A 15,671-nucleotide genomic window follows, 5' to 3' on the forward strand; every position below is an offset into this window, starting at 1 on the left:
CCACTCTGCCGGGAGCGGAGGGGCGCTGTCGACGCAATTACGGCTCCTCGGCGCGGTGTTCACCCGTCCCGCCCCGCCCCGCCTCGGCGCCGCCGGACGGGCACGGCGTGCCCCCGCGGTCCGGGGACGACGGACGAGCGCGTGGGGGGTGACGGACGAGGGATCGGGGAACGTGGATCACCGGCGGTCGGCGAGGGCCGGGGGTGAGGCGATGATCGCCGAGACGCGTGGGAGGGCGGGGTAGTCGGTGTAGCCGTTCTCGCCGCCCGTGTACATCAGACCCTCCTCGCGTACGGGGTTGATGGCGGCACCCGTCCGCAGGCGTTCGACGAGGTCGGGGTTGGCCAGGAACGGACGGCCCAGGGCGATGAGATCGGCTCCGGCGGCGAGGAGGCGTTCGGCGGCGTGGCGGCCGCCGTCGGCGGGCAGGGGCCCGCCCCAGCCCAGTACCGGGTTCGCGATGAGCGTGCGGGGCCAGCTCTCACGGATGTCGTGGAACAGCGGCTGGTCCGGGTCGGCGAACACGACGTGCAGGTAGGCGGGACCGATGTCGTTCAGCGCGGCGACGAGGGCCGGGTAGATGTCCTCGGTGTCGCCTTCCTCGATGCCGTTGACGGTGAGGCCGGGGGCGATCCTGACACCCACCCGGTCGGGGCCGAGGGCGTCGGCGACGGCCCGGACCACCTCGACGACGAAGCGGATGCGGTGGGCGACCGGGCCGCCGTAGGCGTCCGTGCGGTGGTTGGTCCCCTTGGCGAGGAACTGGTGCAGGAGGTATCCGTTGGCTGCGTGGACCTCGACACCGGCGAAGCCCGCCTCGAGGGCCTTGCGGGCCGCCGCGGCGAAATCGGCGACGGTGGAGCGGATGTCCTCGACGGTCATCTCCCGCGGGGCGACGGCCGTTCGACGGCCGCTCGCCGTGTGGATCGGCTCGGGGAGGGCGATCGGGGAGGGCGCCAGGGGCGTGAGCCCGCTGGTGGCGGGGTGGCCGACCCGGCCGCCGTGCTGCAGCTGGAGGAACATCCGGCCGCCGGCCGCGCGCACGGCGTCGGTCACCTGCCGCCACCCGGCCACATGCGCGTCGTTGTGGATGGCCGTGATGTTCGGGTACGTCTGCCCGACCGCGTTCGGCGTGGAGGCCTCCGCGATGATCAGGCCGGCCGACGCCCGCTGGGAGTAGTAGGTGGCCATGAGCGGCAGCGGGACGCCGTCGGCGGAGGCGCGGTTACGGGTCATCGGCGCCATGACCAGGCGGTTGGGCAGCTCCAGCGGGCCGAGGAGGGCGGAGTCGAAGAGGCGGGATCCAACCGGTGCGTTCGTCATGCCCGTACGGTAGAAGTTGACACTGGTGTCAGGGGCAAGGCCGTGACCGGTGATCGGGGTGGGGAATGCGGATCGGTGAACTCGCTCGGCGCAGCGGCGTGAGCGACAGGTCACTGCGCTACTACGAGGCACAGGGCCTGCTGGCCTCCGAGCGCACGCCCGGAGGACAACGCGACTTCGGCGACTGGGCGGTCGACCGGGTCATCCGTATCCAGGCGCTGTACGCGGCGGGGCTCACCAGCAAGAAGATCGCGCGGCTCCTGCCCTGCATGAGGGACGCGGACGGCGCGCCCAGCGAGATCGCGACCCCCAGACTGGTCGAGGAGCTGCACGCGGAACGCGCACGCATCGACGGCACGATCGCGGACCTGATCCGCTCCCGGGACGTACTCGACGAGGTCATCTCCGCGGCCACGTCGGCCGCCACGTCCACCACCGCTGCCTCCTTCCCGGCCGCCCTTCACGCGGAGGCGTCGAACGCCGCCGTGTGAGGCGCCGGCGCACCCGCCACCGCCGTCGCCGACCTCAGTGCACGGTCACCGGCAGGGGCCCCCGGCCCCGGGGGCGCCGCGCCTCAAGGCCGTAGCCCGATGTGTTTCAGGGCGACCGCGCTGAGGTCGGCGATGGCTTCCCGGTCACCCTGACGCCAGGCGTCGGCCCATCCGCCGGGTGGGACCGGCAGCTTGGCGAGTGCGCGCGGGGGGCCCGTGAGGGCGCGCAGGGCGAGCAGGTCCGCGCCTCCGGGAGCCTCTGCGAGCCGGCGCAGGGTGCTGCTGCGCCGGATCCAGAGGAGGCGCGGCGGCAGCCACAGCAGAAGGACGAAGAACACCGGGATGACGATGAGGGCGGTCGTGACGACGTCGGCGACCTGGGTGACGGTCTCCTGGAGCGACACCCCCGCGTCGGCGATTCCGGCGCCGGCGTCGGCCGCGGACTCGAGCGGTTTCTTCAGGACGCCGCCGATGAGCGGTACGCCCGAAGCCGCCTCTCCCGCGTTGCCGAGGCCTTCGGCGAGGCGGTCACCGGAACTCTCCACCCGGCGCCCCGGTTCGGCCAGCAGCATGATCGTGTCGCGCACGACGAGCGCTGCCCAGACCGCGACGGCGATCAGGGCCACGGCGATCAGGTCGACGAGCACCTGACGGTTCCGACGGGCGGGTGTCTGGGCGTAGAAGCGCAAGGATGACTCCCGTTCGAGTCGTGGCGTCGAGGAGGTCCGGCCGTCCGGGCCACGACGCGGCCGACCAGTCGTCGTTCAACTCTTCCACCGCGCCTCACGGACAAACATGCGACACACGAGCCACGCCGACGCGCCACCGGGAAAACCGACCCGCAGGGCGATGAGCACGGGCTGGGACGATCCTGCCGCCCCCGGGACGATATCCATCCCGGCCGGAACGCGTAGGCGTGCATGTCCATGGCCACCTTCAACGCGTGGCCTCTCATACGGCGGTTGGTCCGGGGATGCTACGGCGGTGACGGCGGGCGCCACCGTAGGCATGTCGGACCGCGATTCGAGCGGCGGTTCGAGCCGCGATCGGGACCGTGATCCGAGCCTCCGCTCGGGCCGCCGCGCGGAGACGGCATCACCCCGGCGGGGGCCTACGCTGGGGGAGAGCCGACCGGGCTCGGCAACCGTGCCCGTGTGTTCCTCAGGGCCGGGCGTCCCGTATCCGCCGATTGGGCATTAGGTTAGGCTGACCTTGCCTGACGTGCGGATCCGGGCGTGCGAGTTCGGGTTCCGTCGCCTCGGGCGGTAACCCAGACGTCGGAGCGGGCAGAGGCAGGGCGCAGGTGAGAGACAGCGAGCGAGCTCGTGCGCGGCGTGCGCCCGGCGAAGCGGTACGCCACATGCGAGTGACATGGGCCGCGGGCTCCCGCCCGGTGCCCGGAACGAGGCGTCGTGGATAAGATCGCGCTCACTGCGGGAGCCCTCTACGTCATCGTGCTCCTGCGCGCCGGAGGGACCTTCGCCGTCGGGTGGCTCGCCGGCGCCGGAGCCCGGCGCAGCAGGTTCTCCGGGCGGATCTCCTCGGCGAAGTTCCAGCGTGCCGAGCGGGCGATCCAGCGGTGGGGCGCGCCGGTGGTGGCCGTCTCCTTCCTGACCGTCGGCTTCCAGACCGCCGCCAATTTCCTCGCCGGCAGCATGCGCATGCCGTTGCCGCGCTATCTGCCCGCCCTGTTCGTGGGGGGAGCGGCCTGGGCGCTGGTCTACGCGACTGCGGGTCTCGGCGTGCTCGAGGTGCTGGGAAGGCTCTTCGCCGAGCAGACGGCCGTCGGGGTCTCCGCCGTGGTCGTCCTCCTGCTCGCCCTGTGCGGGGTGGTGGTTTACCGCAGAAGGAAGGCGGCCCCGTCATCCGCCGACGTCGCGGCCGACGAAGCGTGAAGCCGTCCGACACGGCGGTGCCCCGACGGGCGTGCCGTAGGCATCTCCCCAGGTCTCCCCGGACGGGATCTGCCGGGCGCGGCCGTGCGGGACCCCGGGCCGCCTGCCCCGGCTCCCACGCCTAGTCAAGCGCAGCGACCGCGGCGCCGCTCGCTCGCCGGCCGGGCCCCGTGTCGGCGGTCGCCCGTAGGGTGCACCGCGTGAGTGACATCCATGAGCTGACGATTGCCGTTGACCTGCGGGACGAGATCTCCGAGGGGGAGCTCGCCGAGTTGAGCTGGCACCTGGGGATCGGGCCCCGACCGGAGCGCCTGTCCATCGTCACGGAGTTCCCGCTCGTGGTCGTCGACGACTCGGGGACCCCGGTGATCGAGGACGAGCCCTACCCGCTGCTGGCCGGGCGGGGCGCGGCCCCGCGGGTGGGCGGGGTGCTGTGCTCCGCACTGGCCGATCGCGCGGACCTGCCCCGCAAGGGCTGGTCGCTGACGTCCCGGCAGGAGGTCCACCCGGACGAGTTCGAGAGGGTCGGCGAGCTGCTCGCCTGGCTGGCCGCGAGAGCCCACGCGACGCACCGGCTCGGGGACCGTGCGGTCGGGATCGGCTTTCTCCGGTTCTGCGAGGCGGAGGTTCCGGAGGTGCTGCGCGTCGAGGGCGGACAGGTCGGCTGGCCGGCCTGAAGGGCCCCGGAAGTCTCTCCCCGCTCCGGCACCCCCGGAAGCGACTCTTCCGGGGGTGCCGTCACGGGGACGCGCGGACCGTCAGTAGGCGACGGCCGCCTTCGGGTTCGGGCCGTAGGCGTTCTGCTGCTGCTCGCCTTCGGAAGCCAGGAAGACGATCAGGATGATGCCGCCGACCACCGGTATCAGGCCGAAAAGCACCGACCATCCGGAGCGTCCGGTGTCGTGCAGGCGTCGTACGGTCACGCCCAGGTGCGGCAGGAGCACGGCGACGAAGTAGATCGGATAGAGCAGCGGGAAGGTGCCGATCGCGAGATCGACCGCCGCGACGACGATCACCGCGACGATGTTGAACAGGAAGAACATCCAGTGTTCCTTGCGGCGCGCACGCCCGCTGAACACCACGTACTTCTTGAGAACTTCGAGGTACCAGTTCACATGTCCCCCAATGAGTAGGTCGGGCGAGAGGAGCCTGTGCCTGTGGTGCAAGCCGTACGATCGCGCTCTCGGCGGCGCGTACCACGAGGGTCGGCCTCCGAGCGCGTTCCGCGCGGAGGCACTGCCGCAGGCACGGCGCTGCGAAGTGTACGGAGGGCGCGCACATCGAAGGACGGTAACCAGTCAGCCTCGTAAGGGAGTTCAGGGCACGGCGGCGCGTGACCCCGTCCGGCCGGGGCGCCGAGCGCGCCCCGGATAGGATCTGTCGCATGGACCGTCATTTCGATCTCGTCGTCATCGGCTCCGGATCGGGCAATTCGATCGTCGACGAGCGGTTCGCCGACTGGAACGTCGCCTTCATCGAGAAGGGCGTCAGCCCGCTCGACAGCTTCGGCGGCACCTGCCTCAACGTCGGCTGCATCCCGACCAAGATGTTCGTGCACACCGCCGACACGGCCAGGGCTCCCGAACACGGCGCGGCACTGGGCGTCGACCTGGTCCTGCGTGGCGCGGACTGGCCCGCCGTACGCGACCGGATCTTCGGCCGCATCGACTCCCTCACGGCCGACGGCGAGCAGTACCGCGCGACCGGCAGCGACAACGTCACCCTCTACCGCGGCACGGCCCGCTTCACCGGCGAACGCCGTCTGACGGTGGACACCCCGGACGGGCCGGTCACGATCACCGCCGACCAGGTCGTCGTGGCGGCGGGCAGCCGCCCGAGCATCCCCGACGTCCCCGGCCTGGACGACGACCTCGGCCTCCACACCAGCGACACCGTCATGCGGCTGGAACGGCTCCCGCGCCGCATGGCCGTCCTGGGCTCGGGCTTCGTCGCCACCGAGATGGCCCACGTCTTCTCCTCCCTGGGAGTCGAGATCACCCTCGTCGCCCGCGGCGGCACACTGCTGCGGAGCGAGGACGAGGACGTCGCGCGCCGCTTCACGAAGCTCGCCCGGGACCGCTGGGACGTCCGCCTGGACCGCAAGCTGACGCGTGCCCGCAGGGAAGGGGACACCGTGCTCCTGGACCTCGACGGCCCGCAGGGCGCGCAGACGCTGGAAGCCGACGAGCTGCTGGTGGCCACCGGCCGCCGCCCCAACTCCGACCTCGTGGACGCCGCGGCGGGAGGCCTCGCGCTGCACCCGGACGGCCGGATCGTCGTCGACGAGCGGCAGGCGACCTCGGTGCCCGGAGTGTGGGCCCTCGGCGACGTCTCCTCCCCGTGGCAGCTCAAGCACGTCGCGAACCACGAGGCGCGCACCGTCCGGCACAACCTGCTGAACCCTGACCGGCCCCGAGCCTCCGATCACCGTCACGTCCCGCACGCGGTCTTCTCCGCCCCGAAGATCGCCGCGGTGGGCATGACCGAACAGGAGGCCCGGGCCTCCGGACGCCCCTACGTGACGGGGACACAGGACTACAGCGGCATCGCGTACGGCTGGGCCATGGAGGACACCACCGGTTTCGCGAAGATCCTGGCCGACCCGGCCACCGGGCGACTGATCGGCGCGCACATCATCGGCCCCGAAGCACCCACGTTGATCCAGCCGTTGATCCAGGCCATGTCCTTCGGGCTGGACGCCCGGACCATGGCCACGGGCCAGTACTGGATCCATCCGGCCATGCCCGAAGTGATCGAGAACGCCCTCCTGGGGCTCCCGCTCGACTGACCCGGGCCGCCGAGCGAAGCCGCTCCGGGCATCCGCCGATCGGCCTACGCTTTCGCTCGAATGTGTGCCCCCTCTGCCGTGATGGACCGTCAACTTTTCACCAAATCAGCGCTATTCGGCCATCATCTCGACGAGTTCGGTGCTCCGGACAACCTGGAATCGGGTCTCCTCCTCTCACCGCACGGGCGCGGCGTCTGCCTCCCACGGTGTCCGACGGGGCGGTTGTGCCGTCCGGTCGGGCCAGGAGCCCGCTGTCCGCTTCCTTCTCACAGCACCCGGAGAACGAGGGAACGATGACCACCACACGCACCACCCGGCTGCGGCGTCCGCTGCTCGCCGGTGCCACGGCCGTCGCCGTCATGGCCGTGACGGCCGGCTTCATCACCGCCACGTCGGAGCGGGCCACCGCCGCGGCGTCGGGGCCGAAGCTGAGCCTCATCGCGGCGACCGACGCGGTCACGCTCACCTCCTGGAAGGAGGAGCCGGGCGTCTATCTGGACCTGGGCACCTACCTGACGGCGGAGGGCACTCCGCTGGAGCTCAAGGTGACCCGGAAGTCCTACAAGGACCCGGTGACCATCAGCCAGACCGTGTACGAGGGCGGCAAGGCCAAGGTCAAGACGCTGCCCGTGGGCACCGTGAAGGACTTCTCCGGGCTGCCCGGCTTCGCCGAGATCACCGTCACCGACAGCACGGGCAGGAAGGTCCTCGGCAAGAGCGAGAGCTTCTGCCCGAACAACGCCAGCGGACGGGTCCGTCCCGACGCGCCGGCCACCTCGAAGTACCCGGAGAGCTGCCCCACCAACGCCTTCACCCTCGGCTCCGTCTGGGGCGTGGAGAAGGGATGGGCCGCCAACACCTACGGCGGTTCCTACACGACGCCGGTGAAGCTCCCCGCGGGCACGTACACGGCGAAGGTCGGGGTCGCGAAGAAGTACCGGGACCTCTTCGGCATCGCCGACAAGCCCGCCACGGTGAAGGTCACCATCGTGGAGCGCAGCTGGGAGGACGGTCCCGGGGTCGCGGCCCTCCGCCAGGACGGTGAGCACGCCGGACACGGCGGGGGCCACCAGGCCCCGAGCGGTCACGCCGGGCACGGGCCGGGCCACGGCCCCACGCCCGCCCAGGTCGCCGCACCGGACACCAGCGGTGGGAGCCCCTCGTACAACGTCGGCCACGGGCCGTTGAAGGCCGCGCCGCCCGCCGTCCCGTGGGCGGTGAAGAAGCAGCAGGCCGCGCGCGCCGACATGCAGACAGCTGCCGGTGACGGCACCGGCCGGACCGACGGCTCGCGCCAGGCCCCCGCCCTCTCGCCGCAGTCCAAGCGGCCCACCGGTACTCCCTCCGTCCCGAACGTTCCCAGGCCCGACCTGCGGTCGCTCCCGGCCTACGGCATCACCATCAGCGACGGCGGCCAGAACGTCCCCGGCAAGGACTACCTCGCCTTCAGCGCGAACGTCTGGAACGCCGGTCCGGCGCAGCTCGTCGTCGACGGCTTCCGGTCACCGGGCAAGGCACTGATGGACGCCTACCAGTACTTCTACGACGCCAACGGCAAGCAGGTCGGCTACACCCCGACCGGCACCATGGAATGGGACCCGCGCCCCGGCCACGTGCACTGGCACTTCACCGACTTCGCCAGCTACCGGCTGTTGAAGGCCGACCAGAAGGAAGCGGTGCGCAGCGGCAAGGAGGCCTTCTGCCTGGCCAACACCGACGCCGTCGACTACACGGTGAAGAACGCCAACTGGCACCCCTTCAACACCGACCTGTCGACCGCCTGCGGTCAGGAGAACTCCATCTCCGTCCGCGAGGTGCTGGACGTGGGCTCCGGCGACACCTACACCCAGGACCTGCCGGGCCAGTCCTTCGACATCACGGACGTGCCCAACGGCACCTACTACATCCAGGTACTGGCCAACCCGGCCAAGCGCCTCAAGGAGACGAACCTCGACAACAACAGCGCGCTGCGGAAGATCGTCCTCGGCGGCACGAAGGGACAGCGCACCGTGACCGTGCCGGCGCACGACCTGGTGAACGCGAACTGATCCCACCCCGCGCACCGAGCACACGCACCGAACTGCCGTACGGGCCACCCTGAGGCCCGTACGGCGTGCACCATCGTGTACCCCCGGGAAGCGGGTTCTCCGGGGGTACACGCGCGGAGACGCCCCGGGGGCGCCGAGCCACGATCGGCCCCCCCGAAGCCGTGCGGGCGACGACCGGCGACTACCGCAGGAAGTCCGCGGGCGGCAGGTACGCGACAGGCCCCCGCCCACGAGGCCAACGCGCCGGCGATCGCCACGCCCGCCGTGCCCCGGCGGCCCGACGTCAGCCTGTCGGGGTGAGATCCGCCCAGAGCGCCTCGGCATCGGGGGAGAGCGGCGAGACGGACTCGCCCGGAGCGTCGTCGTCCCCGCTCCACCACACGCCCTGCCCGGACGCCATCGCCTGCCCGTCCTCGCCCGGCTGCCACCGGCCGTGCATGACGTAGAGCAGTCCGGCGTGCCCGGAGGGCGGCGCGATCCGGCTGGTGACCCGCCTCACCCGAGCGGTCCACCGTCCGCGCCGCACCATGATGTTGAGCACCCGGCAGGCCCCGCCGGAGAGTTCGGCCGAGAGCGTGAGGTCGCCGGAGAACTCGACCGGCACGCCTGCGCGGGCCGGCAGCCGCTCGAACGTCCCGGGGCAGGTCAGCAGGACGCCCTCGCCCGCGAGCAGGGTGAGCGTTCGGTCGACCCCGGGAAACACGGAGAACGGCCCGGCCCGGTCGATGTCAGCGACACTCGCACGCCACCCGAACCCCGCGGTGCCCACCGGCCGGGAGGCGATCTCCCTCGTTGCGCCACCGCCGTTGCGCCAGCGGCCCGGCGTCAGAGTCTCGACATCGAAGTGGTGCATAGGCGGGCTCCTGAGCTGCGTGGTTGAGGGGTACGGATCACCCTGGAGCGCCGGACACCGGGTCGGTGGCACGCACGCGGAGGGCGACGGCCGTGTCCGTGCGGGCCGAGCCGCCGATGCCGACGACCGCCGAGGCAGTCTATGCGGCGCCGGGTGTCAGAGACGGCCGTCGAGGAGTTCCCGGACGTCGGTGGTGAAGGGCCCCGTGCCCTGTGCCACCGGTTCGCCGTCCACGAGCAGCACGTAGGAGGCGGCTCCTGTGATCCCGTACCGCTCGGTGGCCGCCGGGCAGCGGGTGATGTCGGCCCGGACGGTGGTGACACGGCCCGTGTACTCGTCGGCGATGCCGCCCATGACGAGGTCCATCGCCCGGCAGGGCTCGATGGCCTTGGGCCATGTCCCGGTGAAGTACGCGAGGACCGGGACCGCGCTCATACGGAGGATGAAGTCGAACTCCGCGTCCTCACGGGGCTGGTGAACCTGCTTCGCCACAGAAGCTCCTGACCTGGTGTTCCGTCGTTGCCCCCATCATCCCCCGCGTGCCGCGCCGCACCGCCCGGCTCAGGCGCTCCGGGCCGAGCCGCCCGCCGGGACTCAGGCGCGCCGCTTCGCGACCGTGCCGGACCAGGCCACCCCATGACCGCGCGTACGGTCGTCCCCTCGGCCTCCCGAGGCGAAAGTCCCCCTCGCCGGCGACGGCCGTGCACGGCCTTGACCTCCGCGGACCGGTGAGTGCGGTGCACCGGATGCCGAGGCCACGGTGTCCGGCCACAGTCTTCCGAGAAGCCGTCCATGTGACCGGATCAAGAGAGTGAGCCAGAACCACTGCCGCACCGGGCGGCCGGCCGCTACCGTGGTCCCTATGGCGCGGGAAATCAGGATCGAGATCAGCGACGAGGCGTACGAGGCGCTCGAGCGCGTCGCGGCCGAGAAGCACGTGCCCGCCGAGGACTACGCGGGCCGTGTACTGGACGCCGACCTGACCCGGGCACGGTTCGTCGAGGGCGCCCGTTCGTTCGTCACCCAGCACGGCCAGGCCTTCGCGAAGCGATTCGGCCGCCCCGTCGACGCGGACGCGGCCTGAGCCGGACCGCGCGCGGGTGATTCTCACGGTCGATCTCTCCTGGTTGCTCGACATAGCCCAGCAGGAGATCCCCGGCGACCCGGAGATCGCCGACTGGGGCTCGCTCGAGGCGGCCCGTGCCCGCCACGCCTTCCGCGTCATGGACGTCCCGGTCTACGAACGCCCGCACCACCGGGCGGCCGCGCTGCTGGAACAGCTCGTCCGCGTTCCGGCCCTGGAACACTCCAACGAGCTGTACGGAGTGGTCGTCGCGGCTGCCTACCTCCACGCCTGTGGATATCCGGTCGAGGTGACGGCGGAAGAGGCGATCGACCTCGTCGAGCGGGTGTCCGAAGGCAGCGTCGACGTCCGGCAGGTTGCCGTGGTTCTCAAGGAATGGGTTCGCTGACCCCTTCACCTCATGCGTGCCCGCGTTCCGAGCCATCGGGTGAGCACATCGCACGCGAGGTGCTCACCCGTTCAGGGGCGCGAGTGAATCGGCGAAGAGGGAATGCGAGCCCTCAGGCGTCGTCCGGCCATGTCGGACGGCGGGCGAAGTGTGCCCACGCGACCACGACCGTCAGGAGGGCGACAAGGCCGCCGAGCGTCATGAGCGTGGACGGGGAGGTCCGGTCCACGATGACTCCACCGGCCACCGCGCCGAGCGAGATCGTCATCTGGAAGGAAGCGGTGAAGAGCACCGACGCCGCCTCGGGCGCGTCGGGGCTTGCCTTGGCGAACCACGTCCGGGAGGAGACGGGGACGGCGCCATAGGCGACACCCCAGACGATCAACAGGGCGACGGCGCCGATCTGCCGGTGCCCCAGGATCGGCAGCAGCAGGGTGACGGTCGCGATCAGGCCGGCGGCGAGACCGAAGGTGGCTCGGGGGTAGCGGGTGACCATCGCTCCGCCCAGGAAGTTGCCGACGATTCCTGCGGCACCGTAGACCAACAGGAAGACGGTGATCAGCTGTGAGTCGGCATGGGTGACCTGCTCCAGGAACGGAGCGACGTAGGTGTAGGTCCCGAAGTGCGCCAGCACGGCCAGAAATGTCAGCAGCAGCGCAAAACGCGTATGGACACTCTTGAACATGCCGCGCAGCACACTCATACGGGCCGTCCGGTCGGGCGGCAGCGGCGGCATGACCAGGAGCAGCATGGCCAGTACACCGACTGCGAGGGCACCCATGACGACGAAAGCCGCGCGCCAGCCGGCCACGTCCCCGATGAACGTGCCGGCCGGTACACCGAGCACGGAGCCCAGTGGTACTGCGGAGAAGATCACCGACGTGGCGCGGCCGACCGACGCCGCAGGTACCAGGCGCTCGGCCAGTCCGGCGCTGATCGACCAGAAGCCTCCGATGACGACGCCGACGACGGCACGGGAGACCAGGATCATCCAGTAGTCGGGTGCCGCAGCGGCCAGAAGGTTCGCCATGGCCAGCAGGAGCATGAACACGCACAGCATCAGACGGCGGTCCACGTCCGCGGTCACCACGGTGACCACGGGTGCGGAGACGGCCGCGAGAAGTCCGGGCAAGGTGATCATCAGCCCGGCCGTCCCGTCGGAGACGGCCAGACCGGAGCCGATCGTGGTGAGCAGGCCGACCGGCAGGATCTCGGTCGTGACGATCGAGAAGATTCCCAGCATGACCGAACTCACGGCCAGCCATCCGATCAGGGGAGACCGAGTCGGCAGGCCGACTTCGGGAGAGTGACACGTGGTGGTGTTCGAGGTCATGATTCCCGTCCCGTGCAGGGCCTGCGGTTGCGTGATCAGTGCAACAGGCCCCGCACGGTGAGGGCTGGCAGGTCTGCGACACCACCCGTGTGGCGCGAGGGTGATGTCGCAGACCTGCCGAATCACAAGGTGCCGGTACGCGGGGCCGCCCCCGTGGCGGTCCCGAGCACCGGCGCCCTGTCGGTGGCCGTCAGGCGCGCGTGAACTCCATCACCCAGTTCGTCACCCACGGGCCGCCGTCCAGCGCGAACGACTGCTCCCAACGTGCCGTGTCGGCCGAGATGCCCGACCAGCGGAAGAGCACCTGGACCTCCTTGCCCGCGTAGACGTCCACGCCGTGGAACTCCCCGGTGCCGTCCTCGGACCACCGGCCCCTGACGGGCGGATCCAGGCGCCCCGTACGGCTGTTGGACCAGTTCAGGGTCCACTCGTCGGTCTCCGGCTCGTACAGCCGCAGCGTCAGTCCGCTGAATCCCTCCGAGGGGAAGACGATCTCGTCGACGTGGGCCTTGCCGTCCCAGAAGAGCAGCCCCGTGGTGTGCCCGTCGAACTCCTCGCCACCGGCGTGCCCCTCTACGGCGACGCCGGTCACGCCGGGGAGTCGAGGAAGGAGAAGCGCGCGTGGTGACGGGCCGGGGGCTACCAGTTGCTCGCCGGCCACCGCTCCCCGCTGACCGATCTGTACACCGGTGAGGCCGAGGCCCTCTTCCTGGCGGGGATCCCCGGCGCCGCCGCCGACCTCGGACTCGGCGGAAATTTCGTGGACGCCCAGCTCAAGCTGCGCGCCTCCCTGCAGGCGCCGCTGCGCGACCATGTCGACCGGCTGCGAACCCGGTTCCACATCGACGCGCCCGGCTGGTACGCGGAAGACACCGACGCCCCCTTCCTTCCCCAGGTCGCAGGGGCCGTCCGGGCCGGCCGGGTCCTCGCCGTCCGCTACCGCCGCTGGAAGGAGCCCACCGATGTCGAACGACGCATCGCACCGTACGGACTCGTCCTCAAGGCCGGCCGCTGGTATCTGGTCGCGGGGCCCGGGCCGCGTACGTACCGCGTCGACCAGATCCTCGAACTCCAGCTCACGGAGGAGGAGTTCGAGATCCCCGAGGACTTCTCCCTGACGGCCTACTGGACCGACCACCAAGCCTCCTTCCATGCCCGGCTTCACGGCGGCGACGCACTCGTCCGGCTCTCACCGGACGGGGCGAAACGCCTCACGGGCGCAGCCGCCCGGGCGCTCGCCGCGAACGGCTCCCCCGAGCCGGACGGCTGGACCCGCGCCACCCTCCCCATCGAGTCCCTCACTCACGCCCACGACACCTTTCTCGCTCTGGGCGCGCACATCGAGGTCCTGGAACCCGTCGAACTCCGCGCCAGGATCGCCGACACCGTCGCTCGCATGGCGGCCCACTACGGAGCGGTACCCCCGGCCTCGACCCCGTCTCCGCCGCGAACGCCGGCTTGAGGCGGGAGCTACGAGGTGGGGCGGGTCCGTGCCGGGAGCCGCGCGAAGTCACGGCACGCGTCGGTCGCGTGTTCCTGTGCGTCGTCCCGAGCTACGGGCAAGGCCGGACACCTGCTCACCCGGCAGGGGCGGACCCACGGCCTCCCCGGCACGCCGTAGCGGCTGGCAGGCCCCGGCACATCCCGGCGGCACCGCCCGGCTCGTGACGGGTGTCTCGATCGCGCTCATCGTGCTCATGCCGGCCGTCGCGTGGCAAGGACTCCTCGGAGCCCAGACGACGGAGGCGTGGTTGCGAGCAGACGCAGCCCTGCGGCAGTTGGTGGTATCGGTGCGAGGGGACCCGTGTGTGGCGCGCCCGGATCCAGGAGAGTGACCGGATGTCGCCGCTACGCCCGGCACCGCGGCCGCGTTGGACACGGCATGAGTGCGCACGACGCCGGCCCGCGGGGCCTGATCAGGATCGCGATCACGGTCGATGACCGGAGCGAGGCGAAGGCGGCAGCGGACCGGATGCTCCGGTTGTGGCTGTCCGGCTCCGTCCCGTCTCAGCCGACCGCAGACGAAAGGGTTCCGGGCGCCGACGTTCCCGACGACCGTCCACGCTGACATCGACCGCGGCCCTGCCGAAGGCGGGCCCCTGACGTCGCGCGTCTGCTCGTCCGGCACCGAGAACGGGACCGCCACCAGGGCGATCGCCGGCCGTCGTTCGCGGTGGTTGCGGGGCGGTGACCCTCACAGTCGTCCGCGGAGCCCGCGGTTGTGGACCGATGGGCCGGGCGGGCGGAGTGAGGTGCTGTCCGATGCGCCGAGCAGCGGAAACTCCGTATGGTGCCTCCAGCTGCGGCCGTCACTGACGAACAGGCTGACCGACGAGACCGTCGCGGTGACGGGTAGCCGGGGGGCCAGCTCCACCTCCATCTTGTCCAGCACTCGGGGCGGCTGCCCGTGGGCGACGGTCAGGTGCGGGACGACCTCGGCGAACTGTCCCCCGTAGGGCGGTGCCTCCGGCCACCGTGCGGCGATCGACTCGGTGAGCACGCGAAACGGCTGGTCCGGGACCGGCGCCAGATAGAGTCCGTTCCTCTGGATTCCGCAGCGGCGACCCCCGGGGACAGGGCAACTCTCGTAGGCGACCCGCTCCGCAGGGACGCGACTCTCCGCCCCGCGCTGTCAACGCTTGCTCCCCGCCGATCCGGGGCGACGGCGGCTTCTAGGATCTGCGGCATGGCGACAAGACTCGTGCAGATCAATATGAAGGCCCAGGACGACTCCGCGCTCGGCCGGTTCTGGGCGGAGGCACTGGGGTGGGGTGTCGACAGCGAGGGGCCCGGGGTGACCAACCTCGAGCCGGTGGGTTTCGCCTACCCGGATGCCGCTGCCGTCTGCATCGACATCGTCGCCCGCCCGGAATCGAAAACGGTGAAGAACCGGGTGCACCTTGATCTGGCCACCATCTCGACCGCTCATCAGGACGAGCTGGTCGCGCGGCTGAAGGGGCTCGGCGCGACGCTCGCCGACGTCGGGCAGGGCGACGTGCCCTGGACGGTCATGGCCGACCCGGAGGGCAACGAGTTCTGCGTTCTGGAGCCCCGTCCGATCTACCAGGACATCGGGCCGATCGCCGCGGTGGTGGTCGACTGCACCGACCCACGGGGAATGGCCCGGTTCTGGGGCGAGGCGATGGACTGGACGGTGCACGAGGCCACCGACGAACAGGCGACCATGCGCTCCGCCCAAGGCGTGGGCCCTTACCTGGAGTTCATCCGTACTCCCGACCTCAAGACCGTGTGGAACCGCGTGCATCTCGACGTCAGGCCCTACCCCGGGGGCGACCTGGCAGCAGAGGAAGCCCGCCTGCGCGCCCTGGGCGCCAGGGACCCTGGCATCGACCAGTCCGAGATCTCGTGGCGGATTCTGGCCGACCCGGAAGGCAACGAGTTCTGCCTCCTCGCCCCTCGCTGACCCTGACCAGCGGGCCCGGCCGCTTCTGGCCGTCACAGACCTCG

The 15,671-nt window shown here is 71.2% G+C and carries 17 protein-coding genes; 9 read left to right on the forward strand and 8 right to left on the reverse strand.

The features are described from left to right. Positions 1 to 177: 177 nt before the first annotated feature. Complete coding sequence (locus tag OG392_RS36000) at positions 178 to 1,323, reverse strand: alkene reductase (RefSeq protein WP_329286591.1); 1,146 nt, start codon at positions 1,321 to 1,323, stop codon at positions 178 to 180. A gap of 65 nt (positions 1,324 to 1,388) precedes the next feature. Between OG392_RS36000 and OG392_RS36005 the strand changes: the two genes are divergently transcribed. After that, positions 1,389 to 1,814, forward strand: a complete 426-nt coding sequence (locus tag OG392_RS36005; protein ID WP_329286593.1) for a MerR family transcriptional regulator — start codon at positions 1,389 to 1,391, stop codon at positions 1,812 to 1,814. Between the two features lie 83 nt (positions 1,815 to 1,897). Here the strand turns inward: OG392_RS36005 and OG392_RS36010 are convergent, their stop codons facing one another. Beyond that, complete coding sequence (locus OG392_RS36010; protein WP_329286594.1) at positions 1,898 to 2,503, reverse strand: hypothetical protein; 606 nt, start codon at positions 2,501 to 2,503, stop codon at positions 1,898 to 1,900. A 723-nt stretch (positions 2,504 to 3,226) separates the two neighbouring features. On the opposite strand from OG392_RS36010, the gene OG392_RS36015 reads away from it, so the two are divergent. Both OG392_RS36015 and OG392_RS36020 read left to right on the forward strand, forming a co-directional pair. Then, on the forward strand, positions 3,227 to 3,709 hold the full coding sequence (locus tag OG392_RS36015; protein WP_329286595.1) for a DedA family protein: 483 nt from the start codon (positions 3,227 to 3,229) through the stop codon (positions 3,707 to 3,709). 200 nt (positions 3,710 to 3,909) lie between these two features. Next, positions 3,910 to 4,386 carry a hypothetical protein gene (locus tag OG392_RS36020; RefSeq protein WP_329286596.1) on the forward strand — a complete coding sequence of 159 codons (477 nt, stop codon included), beginning with the start codon at positions 3,910 to 3,912 and terminating at the stop codon, positions 4,384 to 4,386. Positions 4,387 to 4,467: 81 nt separating this feature from the next. Here OG392_RS36020 and OG392_RS36025 read toward each other — a convergent pair whose 3' ends face one another. Continuing rightward, positions 4,468 to 4,824, reverse strand: coding sequence for a DUF805 domain-containing protein (locus tag OG392_RS36025; protein WP_329286598.1), 357 nt, complete (start codon positions 4,822 to 4,824; stop codon positions 4,468 to 4,470). A 269-nt stretch (positions 4,825 to 5,093) separates the two neighbouring features. Between OG392_RS36025 and OG392_RS36030 the strand changes: the two genes are divergently transcribed. Both OG392_RS36030 and OG392_RS36035 read left to right on the forward strand, forming a co-directional pair. After that, entirely contained in the window at positions 5,094 to 6,497 is a 1,404-nt protein-coding gene (locus tag OG392_RS36030; RefSeq protein WP_329286599.1) for a mycothione reductase, read from the forward strand. A gap of 293 nt (positions 6,498 to 6,790) precedes the next feature. After that, the gene (locus OG392_RS36035; RefSeq protein ID WP_329286601.1) at positions 6,791 to 8,545 is read left to right on the forward strand and encodes a lysyl oxidase family protein; all 1,755 of its coding nucleotides are present in this window, start codon (positions 6,791 to 6,793) and stop codon (positions 8,543 to 8,545) included. Positions 8,546 to 8,828: 283 nt separating this feature from the next. Here OG392_RS36035 and OG392_RS36040 read toward each other — a convergent pair whose 3' ends face one another. Then, entirely contained in the window at positions 8,829 to 9,398 is a 570-nt protein-coding gene (locus OG392_RS36040; protein ID WP_329286602.1) for a HutD/Ves family protein, read from the reverse strand. A 156-nt stretch (positions 9,399 to 9,554) separates the two neighbouring features. Further along, on the reverse strand, positions 9,555 to 9,890 hold the full coding sequence (locus OG392_RS36045; protein ID WP_329286604.1) for a thioredoxin family protein: 336 nt from the start codon (positions 9,888 to 9,890) through the stop codon (positions 9,555 to 9,557). Positions 9,891 to 10,260: 370 nt separating this feature from the next. Between OG392_RS36045 and OG392_RS36050 the strand changes: the two genes are divergently transcribed. Further along, positions 10,261 to 10,482, forward strand: a complete 222-nt coding sequence (locus tag OG392_RS36050; RefSeq protein WP_329286606.1) for a hypothetical protein — start codon at positions 10,261 to 10,263, stop codon at positions 10,480 to 10,482. A gap of 16 nt (positions 10,483 to 10,498) precedes the next feature. After that, positions 10,499 to 10,870 carry a fic family toxin-antitoxin system, toxin component gene (locus OG392_RS36055; RefSeq protein WP_329286607.1) on the forward strand — a complete coding sequence of 124 codons (372 nt, stop codon included), beginning with the start codon at positions 10,499 to 10,501 and terminating at the stop codon, positions 10,868 to 10,870. A gap of 112 nt (positions 10,871 to 10,982) precedes the next feature. Here the strand turns inward: OG392_RS36055 and OG392_RS36060 are convergent, their stop codons facing one another. Next, positions 10,983 to 12,203, reverse strand: a complete 1,221-nt coding sequence (locus tag OG392_RS36060; RefSeq protein ID WP_329286609.1) for an MFS transporter — start codon at positions 12,201 to 12,203, stop codon at positions 10,983 to 10,985. A 190-nt stretch (positions 12,204 to 12,393) separates the two neighbouring features. Then, a complete protein-coding gene (locus tag OG392_RS36065) occupies positions 12,394 to 12,795 on the reverse strand; it encodes a hypothetical protein (protein ID WP_329286612.1) in 402 nt (133 codons plus the stop codon). Between the two features lie 54 nt (positions 12,796 to 12,849). Between OG392_RS36065 and OG392_RS36070 the strand changes: the two genes are divergently transcribed. Next, positions 12,850 to 13,665, forward strand: coding sequence for a helix-turn-helix transcriptional regulator (locus OG392_RS36070; RefSeq protein ID WP_329286613.1), 816 nt, complete (start codon positions 12,850 to 12,852; stop codon positions 13,663 to 13,665). A 732-nt stretch (positions 13,666 to 14,397) separates the two neighbouring features. Here OG392_RS36070 and OG392_RS36075 read toward each other — a convergent pair. After that, positions 14,398 to 14,754 carry a 2'-5' RNA ligase family protein gene (locus tag OG392_RS36075; protein ID WP_329287664.1) on the reverse strand — a complete coding sequence of 119 codons (357 nt, stop codon included), beginning with the start codon at positions 14,752 to 14,754 and terminating at the stop codon, positions 14,398 to 14,400. 135 nt (positions 14,755 to 14,889) lie between these two features. Between OG392_RS36075 and OG392_RS36080 the strand changes: the two genes are divergently transcribed. Next, a complete protein-coding gene (locus OG392_RS36080) occupies positions 14,890 to 15,627 on the forward strand; it encodes a VOC family protein (RefSeq protein WP_329286616.1) in 738 nt (245 codons plus the stop codon). Positions 15,628 to 15,671 lie beyond the last annotated feature (44 nt).

Source organism: Streptomyces sp. NBC_00691 (assembly GCF_036226665.1).
Taxonomy (GTDB): Bacteria; Actinomycetota; Actinomycetes; order Streptomycetales; family Streptomycetaceae; genus Streptomyces.

Excerpts from the sequence above, each read along its gene's own strand:
- OG392_RS36000 (WP_329286591.1), bottom strand. The coding sequence starts at position 1,323 with ATGACGAACGCACCGGTTGGATCCCGCCTCTTCGACTCCGCCCTCCTC.
- OG392_RS36005 (WP_329286593.1), top strand. The coding sequence starts at position 1,389 with ATGCGGATCGGTGAACTCGCTCGGCGCAGCGGCGTGAGCGACAGGTCA.
- OG392_RS36030 (WP_329286599.1), top strand. The coding sequence starts at position 5,094 with ATGGACCGTCATTTCGATCTCGTCGTCATCGGCTCCGGATCGGGCAAT.
- OG392_RS36035 (WP_329286601.1), top strand. The coding sequence starts at position 6,791 with ATGACCACCACACGCACCACCCGGCTGCGGCGTCCGCTGCTCGCCGGT.
- OG392_RS36040 (WP_329286602.1), bottom strand. The coding sequence starts at position 9,398 with ATGCACCACTTCGATGTCGAGACTCTGACGCCGGGCCGCTGGCGCAAC.
- OG392_RS36050 (WP_329286606.1), top strand. The coding sequence starts at position 10,261 with ATGGCGCGGGAAATCAGGATCGAGATCAGCGACGAGGCGTACGAGGCG.
- OG392_RS36060 (WP_329286609.1), bottom strand. The coding sequence starts at position 12,203 with ATGACCTCGAACACCACCACGTGTCACTCTCCCGAAGTCGGCCTGCCG.
- OG392_RS36080 (WP_329286616.1), top strand. The coding sequence starts at position 14,890 with ATGGCGACAAGACTCGTGCAGATCAATATGAAGGCCCAGGACGACTCC.